Raw genomic sequence first — 22347 nt, 5'->3', positions numbered from 1 at the left:
TAGAATGAAGCGATTTATTAGCACCATAAGGAATATCTTTAGCATAGAGGATCTCCGTATTCGAATTTTGAACACGGTTGGATTTCTGCTGATCTTTAGATTGGGATCTTATATAGTTCTTCCAGGTATCGATCCATCTAAACTTGCTGGGGAAGCCCAGGGGATATTTGGTCTGCTTGATACCTTCTTAGGTGGTGCCTTTAGTAATGCCTCCATATTTGGGTTGGGCATTATGCCATACATTTCAGCTTCTATCGTTTTGCAGCTGTTGACTGTGGCTGTCCCTTATTTCCAGAGACTGCAAAAGGAAGGTGATAGCGGCAGAAAGAAGATTAATCAATATACAAGAGTATTGACCATATTTATCACGCTGGCTCAGGGAATCGGGTATTTAACTGCCACTATTCCAGCAGAAGCTATTGTGATGGCCAACAGGACGTTCTTTACAGGTAGCTCAATTGTCATTCTTACAGCCGGCACTATTTTCTGTATGTGGTTGGGTGAGAAAATTACTGACAAGGGTATAGGTAATGGAATCTCAATGCTTATCATGATAGGCATCGTGTCGAGGTTCCCCGCAGCAATCATTGCTGAATCTCTGTCGAGAGGCATGAGTCAGGGGCTTATCCTTGTGCTTGAGATTGTTGCACTGTTCTTTGTAGTAATGGCGGTTGTTATGTTGACACAGGCCGTTAGAAGAATACCAGTTCAATATGCGAAGCAGGTAGTGGGTAATAAGGTATATGGCGGTCAGCGTCAGTACATTCCGCTAAAAGTGAATGCAGCTGGTGTAATGCCAATCATTTTTGCCCAGTCGCTTATGTTCCTCCCCGCACTTATTGCGAGTATCTGGGCTGACACTAGTGACATGGCACAATACATAGGGACAACGTTTTCTGACTTCCAGTCGTGGCAGTACAATGCATTGTTTGCATCGTTGATTATAATTTTCACGTTCTTTTACACAGCCATCACCATCAACCCTAATCAGATTGGTGATGATATGAAGAGAAACGGAGGTTTTATACCAGGCATTAAGCCAGGAAAGGCAACTTCTGAATTTATAGATGGAGTGCTTACAAGAATTACGCTGCCAGGAGCCTTGTTCCTTGCATTGGTGGCTATTATGCCGGCATTTGCGAGTATGGCAGGCGTTACACGTGAGTTTTCACAGTTCTACGGCGGAACGTCGCTGTTGATCATGGTGGGGGTTATTTTAGATACTTTACAGCAAATAGAAAGCTACCTTCTTATGAGACACTATGAGGGTATGATGAAGTCGGGTAGATTAAAAGGCAGATCTCAAAACGTAGCTGTAGCGTAATTTATAATATGGCGAAACAATCATCTATAGAACAGGACGGTACGATAGTAGAAGCACTATCCAATGCGATGTTCAGAGTGGAGTTAGAGAATGGGCATCAGGTAGTAGCCCACATTTCAGGTAAAATGAGGATGAACTACATCAAGATTTTGCCAGGCGATAAAGTGAAAATGGAAATGTCGCCCTATGATTTGACAAAAGGGAGAATAGTATACAGATATAAATAAGTAGTCATGAAAGTAAAGGCATCTGTAAAGAAACGTAGCGTAGACTGCAAGATAATCCGCCGTAATGGTAAGGTGTACGTTATCAATAAGAAGAATCCAAGGTTTAAACAAAGACAAGGTTAATTATGGCTCGTATAGCTGGAGTTGATATTCCCGATAATAAAAGAGGAGAGATAGGTTTGACCTACATCTTCGGAATTGGTCGTAGAACGGCTCAGAAAATACTTGCTGAGGCTGGGATCAACTGGGACAAAAAGGTGTCGGAGTGGACCGAGGAGGAAGCGAACGCAGTTCGTTTGATCATCACTGAGAATATTAAGGTTGAGGGTGTACTGAAATCTGAAATTCAGCTGAGCATCAAGCGTTTACTTGATATTGGATGTTACAGAGGACTACGTCACAGAAAAGGGTTACCTGTTAGAGGTCAGCGTACCAAAAACAATAGCCGTACTAGAAAAGGTAAGAGGAAAACAGTGGCTAACAAGAAGAAGGCTACTAAATAATAACTTTTAGCAATGGCTCAGAAGAGAAAAGACAAGGCGAAAAAGCGTGTTGTAGCTGTTGAAGCAGTTGGGCAAGCACATATAAGGGCTTCATTCAACAACATCATCATTGCGATGACCAATAATAACGGACAAGTTATTTCTTGGGCTTCAGCAGGTAAGATGGGCTTCAGGGGTTCGAAGAAGAACACTCCATACGCAGCACAAGTAGCAGCACAAGACTGTGCAGCTAAGGCATATGATCAAGGACTCCGCAAGGTGGAGGTATTTGTGAAAGGCCCTGGATCAGGCAGAGAGTCTGCTATCAGGACTATTCAAAATGCTGGCATCGAAGTTACTGTGATTAAAGATGTGACCCCGCTTCCTCACAACGGATGTCGCCCGCCTAAAAGACGTAGAGTTTAATTAAAGACTGTAGAAAGAAATGGCAAGATATACTGGTCCAAAAACCAAGATTTCGAGAAAATTTGGAGAGCCCGTTTTGGGTGGTGGCAAAGCCCTTCAGAAGAAGGCTTATCCTCCGGGACAGCACGGCAGAAGCCGTCGTCGTAAGCAGTCTGAATATGCGATCCAGCTACTGGAGAAGCAGAAGGCTAAGTACCTCTACGGATTGTTGGAGAGACAATTTGCTAAGACATTCAATACTGCTCAACGCAAGGACGGCATCACTGGTGAGAACCTGCTGAAGCTTCTTGAAAGCAGGCTGGACAACACTGTTTACCGTTTGGGCATTGCCCCAACAAGAAGAGGAGCACGTCAGTTAGTCCTTCACAAGCATATCACTGTAAATGGTGAAGTAGTAAATATCCCAAGTTATTCTCTTTCAGCTGGAGATACTGTAGGCGTTCGTGAAAAATCTAAGTCTTTATTGGCTATCACGGAGAGTCTTGCAGCACGTTCTTCCAATAAATTTGGCTGGCTAGAGTGGGATGGCTCGCAAATGACTGGTAAGTTTATTCAAGCTCCATCGAGAGATGAAGTTCCTGAAAACATCAAGGAGCAGCTTATCGTCGAATTGTATTCAAAATAATTTTATCAATTAAACACTTTCTATTGCTATGTCAATACTAGCATTTCAAATGCCCGAGAAAGTGGTTATGGAAAAGGCCGATGATTTTCATGGGCTTTTCACCTTTAAACCGCTCGAGAAAGGATACGGAGTTACCATTGGTAACGCACTGAGAAGAATACTTCTTTCCTCTCTTGAAGGCTATGCAATTACAGCAATAAAAATACCAGGTGTTTTGCATGAATTCTCTACAATTGAGGGAGTTATGGAAGACGTAACAGAAATCATCCTGAACCTCAAAATGGTTAGGTTCAAGAAGATTGCTGACATGGTAGACAATAAAGTCACTGTCTCTATTTCGAAGCAAGCTAAGTTTACAGCTGGTGACATCGGCAAGTTCACTTCTTCATTTGAAGTATTGAACCCTGAGTTGGTTATCTGTAACCTTGATCAAAGTGCGCAATTCGAAATAGAAGTTACAATCGAAAAGGGTAGAGGCTACGTGGCCGCTGATGAGAATAAACCTTCTGGCGATCAGGTGTTCGGATACATTCCGATTGACTCTGTTTTTACCCCTATTAAGAACGTAAAATATAGCGTAGAGAATACCAGGGTTGAGCAAAAGACAGACTACGAGCAGTTGATTCTTGACATAGAAACTGACGGTTCTATTCACCCTGAGGCAGCTCTTAAGGGAGCAGCAAACATACTTATCCAACATTTCATGTTGTTTTCTGACCAGAGCATGGTGCTTGAAACAGCCGATGCTAAGGAGCCAGATGCTGTTGATGAGGAGCTTCTTCACATGCGCAAGCTTCTGAAGACAGCACTGAACGACCTGGATCTTTCTGTTAGAGCTTACAACTGTCTGAAGGCTGCTGATGTTAAGTCATTGGGAGACCTTGTAAGACTTGAAATTTCTGACATGATGAAATTTAGAAACTTCGGTAAGAAGTCGCTTGCTGAGTTGGAACAACTTGTACAGGAGAAAGGGCTTACTTTCGGTATGGACCTGGGTAAGTACAAATTAGAGGAGGATTAATTTATCATGAGACACGGTAAAAAAATAAATCACTTAGGTAGGACAGCAAGCCATAGAAAGGCGCTCCTTTCTAACATGGCGTCTTCGCTGATTCTTCATAAGCGCATAACAACTACTGTAGCTAAGGCTAAAGCACTTAGAAAGTATGTTGAGCCATTGATCACCAAGACAAAAGACGATTCTACTCACAACAGAAGGATTGTTTTCTCTTATCTGCAAAACAAGTATTCTGTACAGGAGCTTTTTGGCCCTGTGGCTGAAAAAACTGCAAGCCGCCCCGGTGGCTACACAAGGATTATCCGTTTGGGTAGCAGACTTGGTGACAATGCAGAAATTTGTATGATGGAGCTTGTTGACTTCAATGAATTGCTGATTGGAGAAGCAACTGCGAAGCCTAAGGCTAAGAGAACACGTCGTAGCAAGGCTGCTGCTGGTGCTGATGATGCTAAATCGTCTGCTACAGATGCAGTAGTTGTGGAGGAGGCTCCAGTAGCCGAAGCGGCTGTTGAAGAAGTTGCTGCTGAAACTACTGAAGAAGCGGCTGCGGAAGCACCTGAAGAGGGTACTGATGAGGCTAGCGCTGACGACTCAGCTGAAGAGGAGAAGAAATAATCATAAAATAGAATATTTCAATTGAAAGGGTTGGCTTTTGTCAACCCTTTTTTGTTTTCAAGCGGTGGGTCTTAGAAAATTCTTTCTATTTTTGTGCCTGCTTATTCGCCTCTATTCTCAAGCTGGCTAATTAGTTTTGAATGCTTGTAGGCTTTCAAATAAATCACATTAGTTATATAAAGGTAAACACTGCATACTCATGAAATACACACCGAATCCACGTGCTGTTTTACTTCTGGAAGATGGAACCTTGTACGAAGGCGATGCCATCGGTAAAATTGGAACGAGCGGAGGAGAGATTTGCTTTAACACTGGCATGACCGGCTATCAGGAGATTTATACTGACCCGTCATACTTCGGCCAGATTGTAGTGAACACAACGTCTCACATCGGTAACTATGGAGTGAATGCGGATGAGCAGGAATCGGCTACACCTAAAATCAGCGGAGTGGTTGTGAATGAATTTTCGAAGCTGTATAGCCGCAAAACGGCTGATTCGAGCCTCAACGACTATTTTATCAAACACAACACAGTCGGTATTTCTGGGCTTGATAGCCGGAGCCTTGTGAGGCACATAAGGAGCAAAGGAGCGATGAACGCAATTATCTCTTCCGAGATTTTTGACAAAGCGGAATTGATGGCTAAGCTTAAGCAGGTGCCGTCAATGGACAAGCTTGAGTTGTCTTCTAAAGTGACCACAAAAGACGCATATACCTATGGTGACGAAAGCAGCAAAATAAAAGTGGCGGTGCTTGATCTTGGTATTAAGCAATCGATTCTCAAGAACATGGCAGCCCGGGGCATATATTGCAAGGTGTTTCCGGCACAAACCACGTTCAAAGAAATGGAGGCATGGCAGCCAACAGGGTACTTCATTTCAAACGGCCCTGGCGACCCTTCAGTGATGGATTACGCCGTCACCACAGTAAAAGAAATTCTTGCAGCGGACAAACCGTTGTTCGGTATATGTCTTGGTCATCAGATTTTAGCGCTTGCTTGTGGTATCAGCACATTTAAGATGCACCATGGCCATAGAGGACTTAATCACCCGGTGAAGAACCTGGTGTCGGGGAAAAGCGAGATCACGTCGCAAAACCATGGGTTTGCAGTAAACATGGACGAGCTGAAAAGCTCTTCCGTTGCAGAACTAACACACATACATTTGAACGACAGTTCGGTGGCGGGCATGAAATTGAAAGGTAAGAAAGTATTTTCTGTCCAGTACCATCCGGAATCATCTCCGGGACCGCACGACTCCAGGTATTTATTTGATCAGTTCGTTGAACATCTAAACTAAAAACATAATGAGTTTAATTGAAGGAATTCACGCAAGGCAGATTCTTGACTCCAGGGGCAATCCTACCATTGAGGTAGATGTCTACACTGAAAATGGAATTATGGGCAGAGCGGCCGTGCCCTCTGGTGCTTCTACAGGCACACACGAAGCTGTTGAGCTTAGAGACGGTGATAAGTCGAAATACCTTGGAAAAGGTGTGCTTAAGGCTGTTGAAAACGTGAACGAGAAAATAGCCGGCGAACTGATAGGCCTTAGTGTTTTCGACCAGAAGCTTATCGATAAGATAATGATTGAGCTTGATGGCACGCCGAACAAAGGCAAACTCGGTGCTAACGCCATTCTTGGTGTTTCTCTGGCAGTTGCTAAGGCAGCAGCGCAAGAGTCAGGACAGTCTTTGTTCAGATACCTTGGCGGACCTAACGCAAGCACGTTGCCTGTGCCAATGATGAACATCATCAATGGTGGTTCTCACTCAGATGCGCCCATCGCATTCCAGGAATTTATGATTCGCCCTGTAGGTGCACCTACTTATAGCGATGCGCTGAGAATGGGTGCTGAAATTTTTCATGCCCTTAAGAAGATTCTTCACGACAAAGGATTGAGCACTGCCGTAGGAGACGAAGGTGGTTTTGCTCCTAACCTTTCAGGTGGAACAGAAGAAGGCCTTGCCGACATTCTGAAAGCGATTGAGAAGGCTGGATACAAGGCTGGAAAAGACGTAATGATTGCGTTTGACTGTGCTGCTTCTGAGTTTTACGAAGACGGCAAATACAACTACAAGAAATTTGAAGGTGACACTGGCAAAGTAAGAACAACCGCTGAGCAGGTTGAATACCTGGCAGAGCTTGTTGAGAAATACCCTGTTGATAGCATAGAAGACGGTTGTGCTGAAAACGACTGGGAAGGCTGGAGACTTTTGACCGAGAAAATCGGACACAAGTGCCAGATTGTTGGTGACGACCTTTTGGTGACTAATGTGAAGTTTCTTGAAAGAGCGATCAACGAGAAGTGTGGCAACTCCATTCTTATCAAAGTAAACCAAATCGGTTCTTTGACCGAGACGCTTGCTGCTATTGAAATGGCACACAAAGCTGGCTGGACGGCTGTTATTTCTCACCGCTCAGGTGAAACGGAAGATGCTACCATCGCTGATATTGCCGTGGCTACCAATGCCGGACAGATCAAGACTGGTTCTCTTTCACGTTCCGACAGGATGGCTAAGTACAATCAGTTGCTTAGAATCGAAGAAGAATTGGGAGAAACAGCTTATTTCCCTATTAAAAAATAATTAAGGTCATTACGTAAAATCCCGGCTATCGTGCGCTTCGCATGTTGCCGGGATTTTTTTATTTTTGGGAAATAGACTACATTTCCAGTATGATTTCGAGGTTTTTCAAGAATCTGCCCCCCTACACGAGGAACTTCTATTTCCTCTTCACCTTCTTTTTCCTTATCTGGATGCTTTTCCTGGACTCCAACGATGTTTTTACGCAACTGCGCCTAAGCCGGAAGTTGGTTGATCTGGAGGCTCAGAAGGAGTATTATCTGGAGAAAATCGAAGAGGTGAGAAAAGACAGGCATGAGCTGCTTAGCGATAGCGACCTGCTCGAGAAGTTTGCCAGAGAGCGCTACATGATGAAAAAGCCCACCGAGGACTTATACATCATAGTGGCGGAAGAGTAGACAGGTGTTATTACGAAATACAACGTTGTTTACCGTATGAAATCATTAGTAGCAGCTTTTATTCTATTTTTCATTTCGTTTTCATCGTTTGCTCAAAAGGAATACGATCAGGAGAACAGCAGTTTCTTTGACAGGGTATACCTCGGCGGCAACTTTGGAGCTCAGTTTGGCTCTGTCACGTTTGTCGACCTTTCTCCGCTGGCAGGTTATATGATTACGCCGAAGCTTTCAGCAGGACTTGGAGTTACCTACCAGTACATCAACTTCAAGTACTATAATGCGTCTTATTCGAACTACGGATGGCGTACCTTTGTGAGAAGGAATATTGGTCGCCAGTTCTTTGTACACGGTGAATTTGAAAACCTCAACCTGCAGTTTTACAATGCCAATGACGACGTGGTAAGGCAGTGGGTACCCGGTTTGTTTGCGGGCGGCGGACTTTTTCAGCCAATAGGCAGAAATGGCGGCGGTTTTATGATTAGTGCACTATACAATCTGCTGTACGACGACATCCGATCTCCCTACAACAGCCCCATAGTATTAAGGGTAGGCTTTACCTTCTAAAAAGCCACGCCAAGTTTCTCGCCGAGCTCTCTTAAATCTTTCTCTACTGGAGGCAGCAGCGGGATACCGCTTTCCATTCTTTCCTTTTCCATTTCTCTTTCCGGGTCGCCTGGTATCAGTACCCTGTCCTGCCCTTTTACTGTTTCTGCTTTTCTGAACGTGCTGATCCACTTGTCCATGTGCTCCTTGAACTCGTCGGCGGGACGGAAAGCATCCACCCGCATGGCACCAAAGAAGTGCCCGATGCCTTCTCCAACAGGATCGGCAGGAGGGGAGAGAAAGGCTACAAATGGAGGCACCCAGGGGCCGTAGTTGGCACCCGACAGCACAGCCGAGAATATATCGACGATGGCACCCAGCGAGTAGCCCTTGTGCGAGCCGTGTTCCCGGTCGCCGCCGAGTGGAAGCAGCGCACCACCGTCTTTTACACCATTGGCATTAGTGGTGGGGGTTCCGTCTTTTTCCTGCACCCAGCCAAGAGGAGCCTCAAGGTTCTTCCTTTGCAAGATTTCCAGCTTGCCATTGGCAGCGGTGGTAGTGGCCATGTCGGCAACAAACGGCGGTTGTGTTTTGGCAGGAATGGCTACAGAAATGGGATTGGTACCTAGCAGCCTGGTAGTGCTAAATGTTGGAGCAACCAGCGGGCTGGCATTGGTCATTGAAATGCCAATCATGTCTTTTTCCAGTGCCATCATGCTGTGGTAGCCGGCAATGCCAAAATGGTTGGATCCTTTCACCGAAACCCAGCCGGTGCCGACTTTCTCTGCTTTTTCAATAGCCACTTTCATGGCATAGGGTGCCACTACCAAACCCAGACCGCCGTCGCCGTCTACAACTGCTGTTGAAGGTGTTTCGTGCACAATCCTGATGTTTGGTCTGGCATTGACTCTTTTCGCTTCCCAGAGCCTCACATAGCCTGAAAGACGGGCTACACCATGGGAGTCAACTCCTCTAAGGTCGGCACTGAGGAGTACTTTAGCTCCGAGGGTGGCGTCTTTCTTAGAATGCCCGATGGCAAGAAGTATATTTTCAGTGAAGGAAAGTAAATGCTGATATGTAAACATGTGGTCTGATTTCTAGAGGGTAAAAATAGAGATAGAAGAGGTGCTACCCAATCAGAAACAGAATATTTGACCAAGAAATTTCTAAGGGATTATAACTCAAAGTCGTTTAGTTAAGAGCATTCTACCCTTCTCTTAAAAGGGATGTTAATCATCATTTAGTCGCCCTTTAGGGCCGGGGTAAAAATGGAAATGGGACACCAAACCCCTTAACTAAACTACAATGGATTAAACCCTCTTTTTGTAGAGCGAATGGATGGTCTTTAGGAGGACGCCTTCTTTCAAAGCATAGGCAGAAACCCGGATGTTTTTGATGTCGAGCTTTTGGTTAATAAAGTGAATGAGGATGCTGGCCACCACAATCATGTCGACCCGCATTTCAATCATACCAGGCACGTTCATTCTTTCCTGCCTGTTGAGAGTGATCATCTTCTCATAAATACCCTCGAAGGCATCCAACGTAAAGGGAAATTCGGTACCGAGTGGGTTCTTTTCGATTTTGTTGTCGAGCATGTAAATGTCGCTCAATGTGTCGAAGGTGCCTGATGAGCCCACGAGGGTTTGCGGTTTGTACATTTGGCATGCTTCGAAGAGCGGTTCGAGGTTCATGGCCAGGTAACTCTGAAGTCTGATGACTTCTTCTGGTAGAATGGGGTCGTGGCTGTGGAACTGGTCAATGAGGCGTTGCCCACCAATTTCAAAGCTTCGCTTCCAGAAGATCTCCGACTGGTTGCCAATAATGAACTCAATGCTGCCACCGCCAATGTCCATGATGAGCACAGGCTCATCTGTCATAGGAATAGCCTTTTTTACACCGTAGTAAATGGTTTCGGCTTCTTCATCGCCTGAGATAATCCGGACTTCGATGCCCAATTCACGCTGAACCCTGCCAGCAAACTCTACACCGTTTTTTGCATTTCGGATGGCACTGGTGGCTGTGGCAAAAACCTCATCTACTTTTTCAGCCTTCAGCACTTCGTTGAATCTTTCCAGTGCTTTCAGCGCCCTTTGCGTGGCCTCTTCCGTAATCAGACCGTGTGAAATACCGCCTTCGCCAATTCTTACCAGCAGCTTCTCTTTAAAAAGGACGGTGAAATCATGGTCTCTCACTTCTGCAACGAGCAGGTGAAAGGTATTCGTACCCATGTCAATGATTCCGACTTTCATGATTTAGTCCCTCAGCTGTGCTAAAAATTGGCGCAAGATAACATTTTATCATACCAGTAAGCATATACCGCCAAAATTTAACCGCCGAGGTATATACCGTTCATTTGAGTTCGTTTTTAGTGTATTCCACAATATCTTTGACAATTAACCTTCATGTAATGAAACAACCACAGCCCAAAATTCATTTGCCGACCATTGATGAAAAGTATGAGAGACTAAAAGAGCTGAATGAGCAGGCGCTGCAGGGTGGCGGAAATGCCAGGGTGGCCAGACAGCATGAAAAGGGAAAGCTCACAGCCAAGGAACGGATTGAGCTCCTGATGGACGAAGGTACCTTCGAGGAAATTGGCAAGCTGGTGGTTCATCGGTCCTCGGATTTTGGGCTGGACAAAGAGAAATACCTGGGTGATGGCGTTGTCACAGGCTATGGCAACGTAAATGGCCGGATGGTATACGTGTTCAGTCAGGATTTCACTGTTTTTGGCGGTTCGCTTTCTGAGACGTTCGCTGAGAAGATTGTGAAGATCATGGACTTGGCCATGAAGAATGGTGCACCCGTGATCGGGCTCAACGACTCAGGTGGCGCCAGGATACAGGAAGGGGTGGTGTCGCTCGCAGGTTATGCGGATATTTTCTACCGAAACACAAGGGCTTCTGGCGTGGTACCTCAGATTTCGGCCATCATGGGGCCATGTGCCGGTGGTGCGGTGTATTCGCCAGCTATCACCGACTTCATTCTGATGGTGGAGGACACTTCCTACATGTTCGTGACCGGGCCTAACGTGGTGAAAACGGTGACCCAGGAAGATGTGACCTCTGAAGAGCTGGGGGGCGCAAGCACCCATTCAACCAAAAGTGGCGTGACACATTTCTCCTGTGCCAACGAGGTAGAGTGCATCAACAATATCAAACAGCTTTTGTCGTACATGCCACAAAACTGTGAGGATGAGGCCCCGGCAGTCAGCTACCATTCGTCCGATGAGAAGAGGCCCGCACTCGATAAGATCCTCCCCGACAACCCTAATCAGCCGTACGACATGCGTGAAGTGGTGGCTGAAATAGCCGACGAGGAGAGCTTTATGGAGGTGCATAAAAACTATGCTGAAAACATTATCGTTGGGTTTGCGAGGATAGGAGGGAGAAGCATTGGCATCGTTGGCAACCAACCTGCGTCGCTGGCGGGCGTGCTCGACATCAATTCCTCTACTAAGGCTGCCAGGTTTGTGCGGTTTTGTGACTGCTTCAATATCCCACTGCTAGTGCTGGTAGACGTTCCGGGCTTTTTGCCAGGCACTGACCAGGAGTGGCATGGCATCATCAACCACGGAGCCAAGCTGCTGTATGCGTTTTCGGAGGCAACGGTGCCTAGAGTCACTGTAATCACCCGAAAGGCCTATGGTGGCGCCTATGACGTAATGAACAGCAAACATATTGGTGCCGACATGAACTTTGCCTGGCCGACTGCTGAAATAGCCGTGATGGGAGCGAAGGGAGCTGCCGAGATTATTTTCAAAGGTGAAATCGCCAAAGCGGCGGATCCAGCTGCCAAACTCGATGAGAAGGTAGCGGAATATACCAACAGGTTTGCCAACCCTTACGAGGCAGCGGCAAGGGGTTATATCGATGAAGTGATCATGCCTCACAACACCCGTGTGAAGGTGATGAAGGCTTTTGAGATGCTGAAGAACAAAGTAGACACGCTTCCAAGAAAGAAACACGGCAATATTCCGCTTTAGTATGCATGAATGCTCGCTGGATATAAATAACAAAAACAAGAGATAAGCAATTGACAATGGACAAGAAGAGCAGAGATTTTCTATTCAAATACTTAAATAATGCATCACCGACCGGTTTTGAGTCGTCGGGCCAGCATATATGGCTGGAGTACATGAAGCCTTATATTGACACCTACATTTCCGACACCTACGGAACGGTAGTGGGTGTGATCAATCCCGATGCGCCTTACAAGGTGGTGATTGAGGCGCATGCTGATGAAATCGCCTGGTTTGTGAACTATATTACCGACGATGGCTATATCTACGTGAGAAGAAACGGTGGTTCCGATCACCAGATTGCACCTTCCAAAAGGGTCAATATCCATACCGACAAAGGGGTTGTAAAAGGGGTGTTTGGCTGGCCGGCCATACACGTAAGAGACTCGGCTAAGGAAGAGAGCCCTACGCTGAAGAACATCTTTGTGGACATTGGAGCTACCTCAAAAGACGAAGTGGAAAAGGAAGGTGTGCATGTGGGCAGTGTGATGACGTTCGAAGACGAGCTGATCGAGCTTGGCGAGCATTACCTGTGCGGAAGAGCGCTCGACAACAGAGTGGGTGGTTTTATGATCGCCGAAACTACCAGAAGAATTGCGGAGTCGAAGGTGAAGCTGCCGTTTGGTCTTTATGTGGTGAACGCAGTGCAGGAAGAAATTGGTCTCAGAGGGGCTGAAATGATTTCCAGGCGCATCAAGCCAGATGTAGCCATCATTACCGACGTGTGCCACGACACCCATGCGCCTATGTACGACAAAAAGCAGCAGGGCGACCTGAAAGCAGGTAAGGGACCAGTGTTGACTTATGGGCCGGCAGTGCAGAATAACCTGCTGAAGATGGTGATTGATGTGGCCGATAAAAACAAGATTGCTTTCCAGCGGGCCTCAGCTAGCAGAGCGACAGGTACTGACACCGATGCTTTTGCTTATTCGGCGGAAGGTGTGGCCTCGGCACTTATTTCTTTGCCGCTGAAGTACATGCACACCACGGTAGAAACCGCCCACAAAGACGACGTGGAAAACGTGATCAAGCTCATGCACGATTTTCTTGTGCAGCTTCCTGCCGGGCATGACTTTCGGTATATCAAATAATTAAAGAGGTTACTATATGCATGAGCGCAGATAGTAACCTCTTTAATTTCTTCTTTCTGCGGAAGCGTAGAAAGTAACCTCTTTAATCTCCCTCGTTTGAAGCGAGGGTGTGTGAGACATGCACTTGTAGTGCATAAAATCAGGAAGAAAAGAAGACCGTTGTTTGATGCGTTAGAAACGCAAATCCCGCCCACTCTCGTTGCAAAAGAGGACGATTGAGGTGCCAACAATTAAAGAGGTTACTATTTGCATAAGCGCAGATAGTAACCTCTTTAATTTCTCACAAAACCCCCTCAGGGACCTCGCTAATCGGCTTGATCATGATGTCTTTGTAAAACAGCTCTGCGCCTTCCGATTGCAGTTGAATCTTTCCTTTCTTCAGTGGCTGTTCGCCAGTTTCGGTCAGCTGGCGGGAGTTGTACAGCGCCATCACCACCTGGCCATTCACGATATGGATGGCAGTGTCACCGAAACAAATCAACTCCAGGGTATTCCACTCACCTGTTGGCTTTTCACCATCCGGATGTTTGGTGGCGTGCCTGCCGATATCACTTTTCTCGCTAAAGGCCCGCATGGTGGCAGTGGCATCATAAATATAGTTTTCGCCTTCCTGGCGGGTAGGCACGTCCATCACGCCGCCAGCCACACCCCAGTAGTCGCCAGTGTCACCTTCCTGCACCTGAAACTCTTGCGAGCGCATCCAGAAGCCTCCATCAGCCCCATGCGCCCCTACGGCGTGGTACAGCAAGCCGCTGTCTCTTTTGCTATTGTCCTTGGGGCGGTGTTTGACCTCTCCCCATTTGAACTGTAGCTTCAGGTGGTAGTTGCTGAATTCGCTGGTGGTAGAAATCCCTCCCCACTGCTCGCCTGAAATGCGAATGACGTTTTGTTGATCAATTTTTGCTATGGTGAAGATTCCTTTAGGGTCTTTGTTCAGGCCCACTGGTTCACCGGCCGGTCGAAACGCAGAATCATTGACTTGTGTCCATTCCTGGCCCAGGTAGGTGTCCCAGCCGGTTAGGTCTTCTCCATTGAAAAGGATCTGCCAGTCTTGTTTTTCGGATGGGCCTTGGCAGCCGAATAGGATAATGAAAACAAGCAACGAAAGTGTAGGTATGAGTTTGATCATGGTAAAGCCGTGTTGTGAGCTGTTGAAGTTACGGACAATATCGGTTTTTTCTTTGAGTTGGTAAGAGCAGACCCTTTAAAGCCTGTTTTCGTATATTAAACAAACGGGATGGCTTTCCTCTTCTCCCTGCCACCCGTTCCCCTCTAGCGCAAGATTCACTTCGTTCTTACGGTGGACGAGAGTGCATCTTGCCGTGGTTATCTGTCCATATAGGTGTGGAATGACATCGGTATAGCGCTGGGTCCACGTGTGCCTTGCCTAGTTTAACGACCTCAACTCCCACACATCACTTCTCAGTAGCGCAAAACGCAGGAAATTGCTAATTAGCACAGTACTCGTAAACAGCCATTCAACGATGAGAATACTGCTCGCCTTCTTCATGCTGCTTGTCAGCACCAGCTCTTTCAGTCAGGAAGCCATGCGCCGCTGGCGCAAAATGAACCAGGTGCGAAACGATAAGTTTGACCTGGTGCTGCCCGAAGCCATGAGGGAAAACAATATCGATATGTGGATCATCATGAACCGGGAGGGAAATTTCGATCCGCTGTATCCCGACATGGGCGAAGGCTACGTCGGCAGTGTGGGCTACTACATCTTCACCGATCGTGGGGGCGACCGTATCGAGCGATCCGTGCTGGGCATCGACGGTTATCTGCTGGAAGAGGGCGGGGCTTACGATTACTTCGGGTCGGCGAGTGAACTCAAGGCATTTGTGGAGGCTCGAGACCCTAAGAGAATTGGCCTCAATATGTCAAAGAATATTGGTGGTGCGGATGGCCTCAGCCATTCTGGCTATCTGGAGCTGGCGGAAGTGCTGGGGAAGAAGTACGAGCAGCGTTTTGTCTCGGCAGAGAAGCTGGCGTCCGACTTCAGGTCGAGGCGGGTGGCGAGTGAAATAGCGATTTATGGGGAGGCAGGGGAGCTGTCGTATACCCTTGCCGAGCGGGCGTTCTCCAACGAGGTGATTACTCCTGGAGTAACCACTCTCGAGGACGTAGCGTGGTGGCTGAAGGAGCAGCAGTTTAAACACAACCTGGAGTCGTCGTTTGGTATGCCTTCAGTGTATGTAACCGGCCCTGACGGCATCGCCGCCACTTCCACCGACCGCATTATTCAAAGAGGTGATGTACTTTTCATCGACTGGGGTGTAGGTCTCATGAACATGTACACCGACATGAAGCGGATGGCTTATGTGTTGAAAGAAGGAGAAACCGGAGTACCTCCTGGCATCCAAAACGCCTTCGACCAGGCCGTGAAAGTACGGGATGTGGTAAAGCAAACCATCAAACCTGGAGTGACGGCGCAGAAAGCTGAGGATGCCGTTTACGAAGCACTGACCAAAGCAGGTTTTAATAAGATGCCGGGGTTCAACAAACCTACTGAGCTTGACAAAACGGATGTAATCATTGGCTGCCACTCGGTGGGCAACTGGGGTCACGGCATCGGGCCGTCCATTGCTTTTTTTAATCCGGTACAATTGGGATATGAGATCAAGCCCTCCAACCTGCTTTCTCTTGAGTTTTTCGCTTACACCAAAGTACCCGAATGGGGAGGGAAGAAACTGCGGGTGGCGCTGGAAGACGACGCTGTGATTACTGCCAGAGGAGTCGAATGGCTGTACCCCATCAATCCCAGGGTGCTGTTGATTAAGTAACTTTTTCTCAGGCAACGCCAGATTGACTTAATCACCTGTATTCAGTTTGTATCAGGAAAAAGGTTTGCATTTGATTATCAAAACAGGGATCGTTGAATGCCTGCCCGTGTCGGAAATTTGCCAGCTCTTTCGGTTTTTTACCGCACCGCTGTCGGAAACATTATAGAATTCGCCGGATTTATTGTAGCCGTCGCCCTCCCATGCCAAGTACCTTTGTATCCGCAAAAGCAAGAAGCGATTCAAATTTGAATCCTGCCCCTTGAGGGCAATGTATTATTTTTTAAACAGATTAGCACCGCATTTTTTTAGCGGTAGAAACCAGGGCAGGTTAGCAATAACCTGCCCTTTTTGCGTTGATTAGCGGTATTGCGTTACTTTTGAATGCTCTGAGCCTACTTTTTTGCCGAGACATCGTGTGTCTGATGATTGAAAGACAACTACATGGATGTCGCTTCTGGTTGGCATTATTTGTAGTATAATTGTATTCTCAACCACTACACAGTATCAAATTGTTATGAAGCCAGCTACTCAGTATACCAAAAGCGGCCGTATCAATATTGCTTACCAGGTTTTTGGCTCCGGATCAATCGACCTGGTTTATATTCCTGGATGGGTTTCCAACATTGACTGGATGTGGGCTTGCCCTGAGCTGGTTGACTTTCTGAAGGAACTAGGCAAAATCGCCAGGGTCATTTTGTTTGACAAAAGAGGCACGGGTCTGTCGGACCGTGTGGTGGAGCTTTCCACACTGGAAGAGAGGATGGACGACATTCGTGCCGTAATGGACGCCGTTGGGTCGCAAAAAGCTGTTTTGTTTGGGCATTCTGAGGGCGGCTCAGTGTCGGCACTCTTTGCTGCTACCTACCCCAATCGAACCATTTCACTCATTACTTTTGGCGTGTTTGCCAAGCGCCGCTATGCCCCTGATTATCCCTGGGCACCTACCGACGAGGAGCGCCAGGTGGTGTATGACATGATCGAAAACAATTGGGGTAGTGGGGATATGGGGCTTGAATCGCTCGCTCCCTCCAAAGCCAATGACAAGGTTTTCATGGATTGGCTGGCCAGCTACTTTCGTTCAGGGGCTAGTCCCAGTGCTGCCATGGTGCTCACCAAAATGAATACGGAGGTAGATATTATTGACATTCTGGGTACTATCAAAGTGCCGACGTTACTCATGCAGCGCACCCACGACATTGACGTGAAAATTGAGGAGGGACGGTTCATTGCTGAGCGTATTCAGGGAGCCAAGTTCGTGGAGTTTACGGGAAGAGACCACCTTTTTTGGGTGGGCAATACTAAAGAGGTGCTGGAAACGATGAGGGCTTTTATCTTAGGGGTGAAGCCCATCAGAAACTATCAGGAGCAGCTTTTCACTATAGTTGCCGCCCGTATTATCTCGTTGGAAAATGTTGATGCCAATCCTGAGGAGCTCATCCGCCAATTTGTGGAGCAGTACCGGGGCAAGGTGGTTCAATACAACCGCCAGACATTCATCGCTATATTTGAAGGGCCAAGCAAGGCCGTTCATTGCAGCATCGATCTCGTGGATGCCATTCAGAGCATGTCTGCCCAGCTGGCCATTGGTATTCACATCAGAGAAGGGGCTGTAGATGAGGCTCACTTCATCAGCGGTGAAACCGAGGCCTTTGTCGACGCCATGCTTCAACTGGCGAAACCCAACCAGATACTCGTCACACAAACTGTAAAAAGCCTGCTGTCGGGAGCGGGTGTGAGTTTCACGCAGTATAAGGCGGTGTACGAAACGCTTTCGGGCGAGTCGTTTTTGCTGTTCAGTGTAACCGATCCACTCAGTGCCGATGAAAAAGCGGGACAAATTTCTCCAAAGAAGGTGTTGCAAAATGATTCCTTCCTGGAAAACGTGCTGCAGAGTATCGATACTCATTTGGAGAACGAGCTTTTTGGCGTGGAAATGCTTTGCCGGGAGATTGGCATCAGCGAGCGCCAACTCCAGCGCAAGCTGAAGGCAGTCACCAATAAGTCGCCCAATCAGCTGATTACCTCTGTGCGGTTGCACCGTGCGAAGGAGCTGCTCATGGGTAGTGAGTTTGGGATTGCAGAAGCCGCCTTTAAAACAGGCTTTGCCAATCCGTCCTATTTCTCTAAATGTTTCAAAAAAGAGTTTGGATCAAGTCCCTCCGATCTTTTACTTCTAAGCCGCTGATTATCAGCGTAGGAACTACCACGTTTTGTCGGTTTTGTTATACCCTATGTCGGAAATGTTAACACAATTGGCGGTATTGTGCTAGCCACACCCTATTGGTTATATCTAATTTTGTCATCAAATAATACTAGAAATACGGCTCCTAAATGCTGCCAGTGGGCTTTTGGCTTACGTTGGGGAAGAAGATAAATGGCAACCTTTTGGCTATTCTTCTTTTTTTAGAAACCGGGCGGGGTTGCTAGCAAAACTATTTTTTAATGATGAAAACAAGATTAATTCGTGGCACTGTCAGCGTGCTATTTTTTCTCACCACAATGTCGTGCACCTGGGACCAGGCTGAACCACAGGTAGATTGCTCGGTGTCGCCAGTGGAAATAGACGTATTGGAAAGCGTAGCGACCGAATGTGGTGCAGCCATTGGGAGCTTTAGGGTCAATGCGGCTGGAGGCGAGCCTCCTTATGTATATACGTCAGAAGCTGGCACAAATGCGGACGGCGTCTTCAGTAGCCTCGAAGCTGGAAACTATGTGGTGGTAGCGACTGATGCGAAAGGCTGCGCAAGTGAGGTAACTATTCCGATTCAAAATCTGGAGGGAGTGAACCTGCAGGAAATTGTGGTGGAGGAGTCGGGATGTGGGTCAACAGAGGGGAAAATTGAGGTGGTAGCCTCTGGGGGCGTGGAGCCCTACCTCTACAGTATCAACGAAGGCCAGCCTCAGACGGGGAGGACTTTTTCTGGCCTGACCAGGGGTACTTATACTGTGAAAATAGCAGACCAGCTGGGTTGTGAGATCGTCGAGAGCGTGGAGGTGTTGGCGGGCGTTAGCTACGAGAATTCTGTCAAAAACATTATTGAAAACAGCTGTGCGGTTTCGGGTTGCCACAACGGCAGCATCTCTCCCGACCTGAGGTCTTTCTCTACTATTCAAGCCAGGGCCAGCTCCATCAAAGCAAGAACAGCGAGTGGATCGATGCCCAGAGGGTCGACACTTACTCAAGCACAAAAAGATGCTATTGCCTGCTGGGTGGATGATGGCGCCTTACAAAATTGATTAATAAATGACAGCAGTATCAATAACCAACAAGCGGCATACGAGAAAATCGTGTAGCTCCCATTTTTTAACAGTTGAAAGTAAAGACAGAAGAAATATGAAACGTGAAATATTAACAATCATTCTTGGCTTGATCACAGCGGGCCTGGCGATGGCGCAGGGCCCGATGGTGGATCGCAGCGGAACCGCCACCTTCTTTTCTGAAGCACCGCTGGAAAACATTGAAGCCACTAACAAGGAGGTGCTGGGTGCAATAGACCTTGAAAAAGGAACGCTGGCAGTTTCGATGCTGATGAAGGGGTTTCACTTTGACAAGAGCCTGATGGAGGAACACTTCAACGAAAACTACGTGGAGTCGGACAAATTTCCGAGAGCGACTTTCAAGGGCGTTATCAGCAACTTCGCTGCACTCGATTTTTCGAAAAACGGGAGCTTTGAAGCAGAAGTCGACGGGGAAATAGAAATCCACGGAGTGAAGAAGCCACTGAAGACAGCAGTCAAATTTGATGTTTCTGCTAAAGACTTGAAAGCTACTACCTCCTTCAATCTGGCGGTGGCTGATTTCGATATCGAGATACCCACCATCGTGTTCAAGAACATTGCGGAGGTAGTCGAAGTAAAGGCATTTTTTAATTTCTCACGTCCAAAATGATGGTAAAGCAGATCACTTCAACCCTTATCTCGCTGGCATTGGCTTTGCCGCTGCTTGCCCAGGATGATCTTCTGGCTGGTCTGGAAGCAGAGCAGGCCGATCAGAAAACGCTGGTGGATGCCACCTTCAAAGGCACCAGACTGATCAATGGTCATTCCATTGAAACCAGAAAACAAGGTGTGATGGATTTTATCATAGCGCACCGGTTTGGTACTATCGACGGTGGAGCCTATGAGCTTTTTGGGCTGGACAACGCCCTGGTACGCATAGGGCTGGAGTACGCCGTCAACGACAGACTCTATGCGGGAGCAGGCAGGAGCTCTTTTGAAAAGACCTATGATGGGTTTGTCAAATACCGCCTGCTTCGTCAGTCGATAGGCAAAGGGAGTGTTCCGCTGTCCGCCACGTGGCTGAGCTCTATGGCATTGAAGACCCTGAAGGATCCTACGTACGATCTGCAGTTTACCGACAAGCTTGCTTTTACGCATCAGCTTTTGCTGGCCAGAAAGTTTAACAACGGCCTTTCGCTCCAGCTGATGCCCACCTGGGTGCACCGCAACCTGATTGGCGAAACGGATCTGAACAATGACATCTTAGCGCTGGGTATGGGTGGACGCATCAAACTTTCGCAGCGAGTGGCACTTTGTGCAGAATATTACTATCAGTTTCAGCACCTCAACGAAAATACACAGAATGCGCTGGCCGTAGGGGTCGATATTGAAACGGGAGGGCACGTGTTCCAACTCCAGTTCACCAATGCCACCTCAATGGTGCCTAAGGGCTTCGTGTCAGAAACGACCAACGATTTTTTCAAAGGCGAAATTCACTTCGGTTTTAATGTCTCAAGAACTTTTCAACTGAACTAGCATCCAGCTTATTAACACGGACTAATTGATTTGAGCCGACGAGAAATATCCCTCAGTTCAATATTTCATAACGCCGTGCGCCCCAACTCTACCCGAAACCAGACCCGGTTTTGAGACAGAAGAGTATTGTCTGACAGGCACTACATGAACAAGAAACTATTTAAGCAGCAAAGAATTTGGCCGAACACCAAACGAATTATTAAACCAGATTAAAGAAAAATGAAAAACTTAGTAAAGCAATTGAATGCAAAATTTGTACTAGTGTTGCTGGCAATGGCAACCATTACGGCATGTGGTGATGATAGCGAAAATCCTGATGCGGAGGAAGCCACAGCCATCCAACTATCAACTAACGCAACACTCGGCCAGATTTTGACTGATACCGATGGTGTCACATTATATGTTTTCGCAAAAGACGTGTCGGGAAACAGTGCTTGTGTAGATGGCTGTCTTAACAAATGGCCTATTTACTATGCGAAAGAACCGCAGATTGGCACAGGCCTGGAAGCTGGCGATTTTGCAGTGATCACCCACAGCAATGGCTCCAAGCAAACAACCTACAAAGGCTGGCCGCTTTATTACTTTTCTCCGGCTGGCGACGGCGTGCTTGAAACAGCAGGTGCTACCGCCGGCGACGGTGCCGGAGGGGCCTTTTTTGTGGCCAAACCCGACTATTCCATCATGATGGCAAATGCACAACTGGTTGGCAACGACGGGAAGAACTACACTTCAACGTATGAAGAAGGAGAAGGAGCTACTGCTTTCTTCGTGAATGCATCGGGCAGGACACTGTATGCATTTACCAACGACTCAAAAGACGTTAACACTTTCACTGCCAGCGATTTTTCTAACAATACAATTTGGCCCGTGTATGCCAAAGAACTCAAAGCAGTTGTTTCTGCTGCCAGCCAAAGCGACTTTGGTTCAATCGACGTATTTGGTGAGAGCCAGCTTACTTACAAAGGATGGCCTTTGTACTACTTCGGGCAGGATACTGAAAGAGGAGAGACCAAAGGAGTGAGCGTGCCGTCACCGGGTGCTTGGCCAGTTGTAAACACTGAGACGGTGGGGGCAGAGTAATTCCGTTGACGGATATCTGAGAAAGACCTTTTGTTGGGTGAGACAATGTGCAAGAAGTGCTCATTTGAATCACTCATGACCGTGCTATAAACAAAAAAGGGTAGCCTGTTTCAGGTTGCCTTTTTTACTTTGGTAGCCATTTCAAAACTTTCGCCCGCCTGGTTGCACCAGATTGAAGTGGTCAGGGCGCACTATGTTGTCCCATGGTTTTCATAAAGTCCTTAATGAAGGAATGAGCGAAGTGCATTGAGCACGAAATAGGTTATGAGGCTTGGAATCTCCGCCACAAGAGTTAATTTAGTCTGGTGCTAATAAGTGCAGTTCAGCTTTGTGAAAGATGAAAAATTGCAATTGTGCTGCCACCTGCTACCACCCAA

At 47.2% G+C, this 22347-nt stretch carries 23 protein-coding genes; 20 read left to right on the top strand and 3 right to left on the bottom strand.

Going from position 1 to position 22347, the window contains the following annotated elements; translation table 11 throughout:
• Positions 1-4: 4 nt before the first annotated feature.
• From secY to AAC052_RS13450, 12 genes are all read left to right on the top strand, one after another.
• The gene (secY, locus tag AAC052_RS13505) at positions 5-1324 is read left to right on the top strand and encodes a preprotein translocase subunit SecY (RefSeq protein WP_317487962.1); all 1320 of its coding nucleotides are present in this window, start codon (positions 5-7) and stop codon (positions 1322-1324) included.
• An 8-nt stretch (positions 1325-1332) separates the two neighbouring features.
• Complete coding sequence (gene infA, locus AAC052_RS13500) at positions 1333-1551, top strand: translation initiation factor IF-1 (protein WP_151997962.1); 219 nt, start codon at positions 1333-1335, stop codon at positions 1549-1551.
• A gap of 6 nt (positions 1552-1557) precedes the next feature.
• On the top strand, positions 1558-1674 hold the full coding sequence (rpmJ, locus tag AAC052_RS13495) for a 50S ribosomal protein L36 (protein ID WP_151997963.1): 117 nt from the start codon (positions 1558-1560) through the stop codon (positions 1672-1674).
• A gap of 2 nt (positions 1675-1676) precedes the next feature.
• Positions 1677-2054 (top strand): 30S ribosomal protein S13, encoded by a 378-nt coding sequence (gene rpsM, locus AAC052_RS13490; protein WP_151997964.1) that lies wholly within the window; start codon positions 1677-1679, stop codon positions 2052-2054.
• A gap of 12 nt (positions 2055-2066) precedes the next feature.
• Positions 2067-2459, top strand: coding sequence for a 30S ribosomal protein S11 (rpsK, locus tag AAC052_RS13485; RefSeq protein WP_151997965.1), 393 nt, complete (start codon positions 2067-2069; stop codon positions 2457-2459).
• Positions 2460-2478: 19 nt separating this feature from the next.
• On the top strand, positions 2479-3084 hold the full coding sequence (gene rpsD, locus AAC052_RS13480; RefSeq protein WP_151997966.1) for a 30S ribosomal protein S4: 606 nt from the start codon (positions 2479-2481) through the stop codon (positions 3082-3084).
• Positions 3085-3112: 28 nt separating this feature from the next.
• Entirely contained in the window at positions 3113-4105 is a 993-nt protein-coding gene (locus AAC052_RS13475; RefSeq protein WP_317487960.1) for a DNA-directed RNA polymerase subunit alpha, read from the top strand.
• 6 nt (positions 4106-4111) lie between these two features.
• Entirely contained in the window at positions 4112-4717 is a 606-nt protein-coding gene (rplQ, locus tag AAC052_RS13470) for a 50S ribosomal protein L17 (protein ID WP_317487959.1), read from the top strand.
• 199 nt (positions 4718-4916) lie between these two features.
• Positions 4917-6014 carry a glutamine-hydrolyzing carbamoyl-phosphate synthase small subunit gene (gene carA / locus AAC052_RS13465; RefSeq protein WP_317487958.1) on the top strand — a complete coding sequence of 366 codons (1098 nt, stop codon included), beginning with the start codon at positions 4917-4919 and terminating at the stop codon, positions 6012-6014.
• Positions 6015-6021: 7 nt separating this feature from the next.
• Positions 6022-7302 carry a phosphopyruvate hydratase gene (gene eno / locus AAC052_RS13460; protein ID WP_339813898.1) on the top strand — a complete coding sequence of 427 codons (1281 nt, stop codon included), beginning with the start codon at positions 6022-6024 and terminating at the stop codon, positions 7300-7302.
• Positions 7303-7391: 89 nt separating this feature from the next.
• Positions 7392-7697, top strand: coding sequence for a septum formation initiator family protein (locus AAC052_RS13455; protein WP_317487957.1), 306 nt, complete (start codon positions 7392-7394; stop codon positions 7695-7697).
• A 36-nt stretch (positions 7698-7733) separates the two neighbouring features.
• A complete protein-coding gene (locus AAC052_RS13450; RefSeq protein ID WP_317487956.1) occupies positions 7734-8261 on the top strand; it encodes a hypothetical protein in 528 nt (175 codons plus the stop codon).
• Here AAC052_RS13450 and AAC052_RS13445 read toward each other — a convergent pair.
• Positions 8258-9325 carry an Ldh family oxidoreductase gene (locus tag AAC052_RS13445; RefSeq protein WP_339813896.1) on the bottom strand — a complete coding sequence of 356 codons (1068 nt, stop codon included), beginning with the start codon at positions 9323-9325 and terminating at the stop codon, positions 8258-8260. The two genes, AAC052_RS13450 and AAC052_RS13445, sit on opposite strands and share 4 nt — an antisense overlap.
• A 225-nt stretch (positions 9326-9550) precedes the next feature.
• On the bottom strand, positions 9551-10489 hold the full coding sequence (locus tag AAC052_RS13440) for an exopolyphosphatase (protein WP_339813895.1): 939 nt from the start codon (positions 10487-10489) through the stop codon (positions 9551-9553).
• Positions 10490-10647: 158 nt separating this feature from the next.
• Here AAC052_RS13440 and AAC052_RS13435 point away from each other — a divergent pair, with 158 nt between their 5' ends.
• Positions 10648-12225: an acyl-CoA carboxylase subunit beta gene (locus AAC052_RS13435; RefSeq protein WP_339813894.1), complete on the top strand. Its 1578-nt coding sequence runs from the start codon at positions 10648-10650 to the stop codon at positions 12223-12225.
• A gap of 56 nt (positions 12226-12281) precedes the next feature.
• Entirely contained in the window at positions 12282-13352 is a 1071-nt protein-coding gene (locus tag AAC052_RS13430; RefSeq protein WP_339813892.1) for a M42 family metallopeptidase, read from the top strand.
• Between the two features lie 280 nt (positions 13353-13632).
• Here AAC052_RS13430 and AAC052_RS13425 read toward each other — a convergent pair whose 3' ends face one another.
• On the bottom strand, positions 13633-14481 hold the full coding sequence (locus AAC052_RS13425; protein ID WP_339813890.1) for a DUF1080 domain-containing protein: 849 nt from the start codon (positions 14479-14481) through the stop codon (positions 13633-13635).
• Positions 14482-14836: 355 nt separating this feature from the next.
• Between AAC052_RS13425 and AAC052_RS13420 the strand changes: the two genes are divergently transcribed.
• The 6 genes from AAC052_RS13420 (at position 14837) to AAC052_RS13395 (ending at position 21970) form a co-directional block, all read left to right on the top strand.
• The gene (locus AAC052_RS13420; protein ID WP_339813888.1) at positions 14837-16135 is read left to right on the top strand and encodes a M24 family metallopeptidase; all 1299 of its coding nucleotides are present in this window, start codon (positions 14837-14839) and stop codon (positions 16133-16135) included.
• Positions 16136-16649: 514 nt separating this feature from the next.
• Positions 16650-18320 (top strand): alpha/beta fold hydrolase, encoded by a 1671-nt coding sequence (locus AAC052_RS13415; protein WP_339813886.1) that lies wholly within the window; start codon positions 16650-16652, stop codon positions 18318-18320.
• Between the two features lie 257 nt (positions 18321-18577).
• On the top strand, positions 18578-19372 hold the full coding sequence (locus AAC052_RS13410) for a hypothetical protein (RefSeq protein ID WP_339813885.1): 795 nt from the start codon (positions 18578-18580) through the stop codon (positions 19370-19372).
• Positions 19373-19469: 97 nt separating this feature from the next.
• Entirely contained in the window at positions 19470-20024 is a 555-nt protein-coding gene (locus AAC052_RS13405; protein WP_339813884.1) for a YceI family protein, read from the top strand.
• Positions 20021-20890, top strand: coding sequence for a DUF5777 family beta-barrel protein (locus AAC052_RS13400; protein WP_339813882.1), 870 nt, complete (start codon positions 20021-20023; stop codon positions 20888-20890). Before AAC052_RS13405 ends, AAC052_RS13400 begins: the two co-directional genes overlap by 4 nt.
• A 219-nt stretch (positions 20891-21109) precedes the next feature.
• The gene (locus AAC052_RS13395; RefSeq protein ID WP_339813881.1) at positions 21110-21970 is read left to right on the top strand and encodes a hypothetical protein; all 861 of its coding nucleotides are present in this window, start codon (positions 21110-21112) and stop codon (positions 21968-21970) included.
• Positions 21971-22347: the final 377 nt, after the last annotated feature.

The sequence above is a fragment of the uncultured Imperialibacter sp. genome (assembly GCF_963974565.1).
GTDB classification, from domain to species: domain Bacteria; phylum Bacteroidota; class Bacteroidia; order Cytophagales; family Cyclobacteriaceae; genus Imperialibacter; species Imperialibacter roseus.
This window is presented reverse-complemented; position numbering and strand designations above follow the sequence as displayed.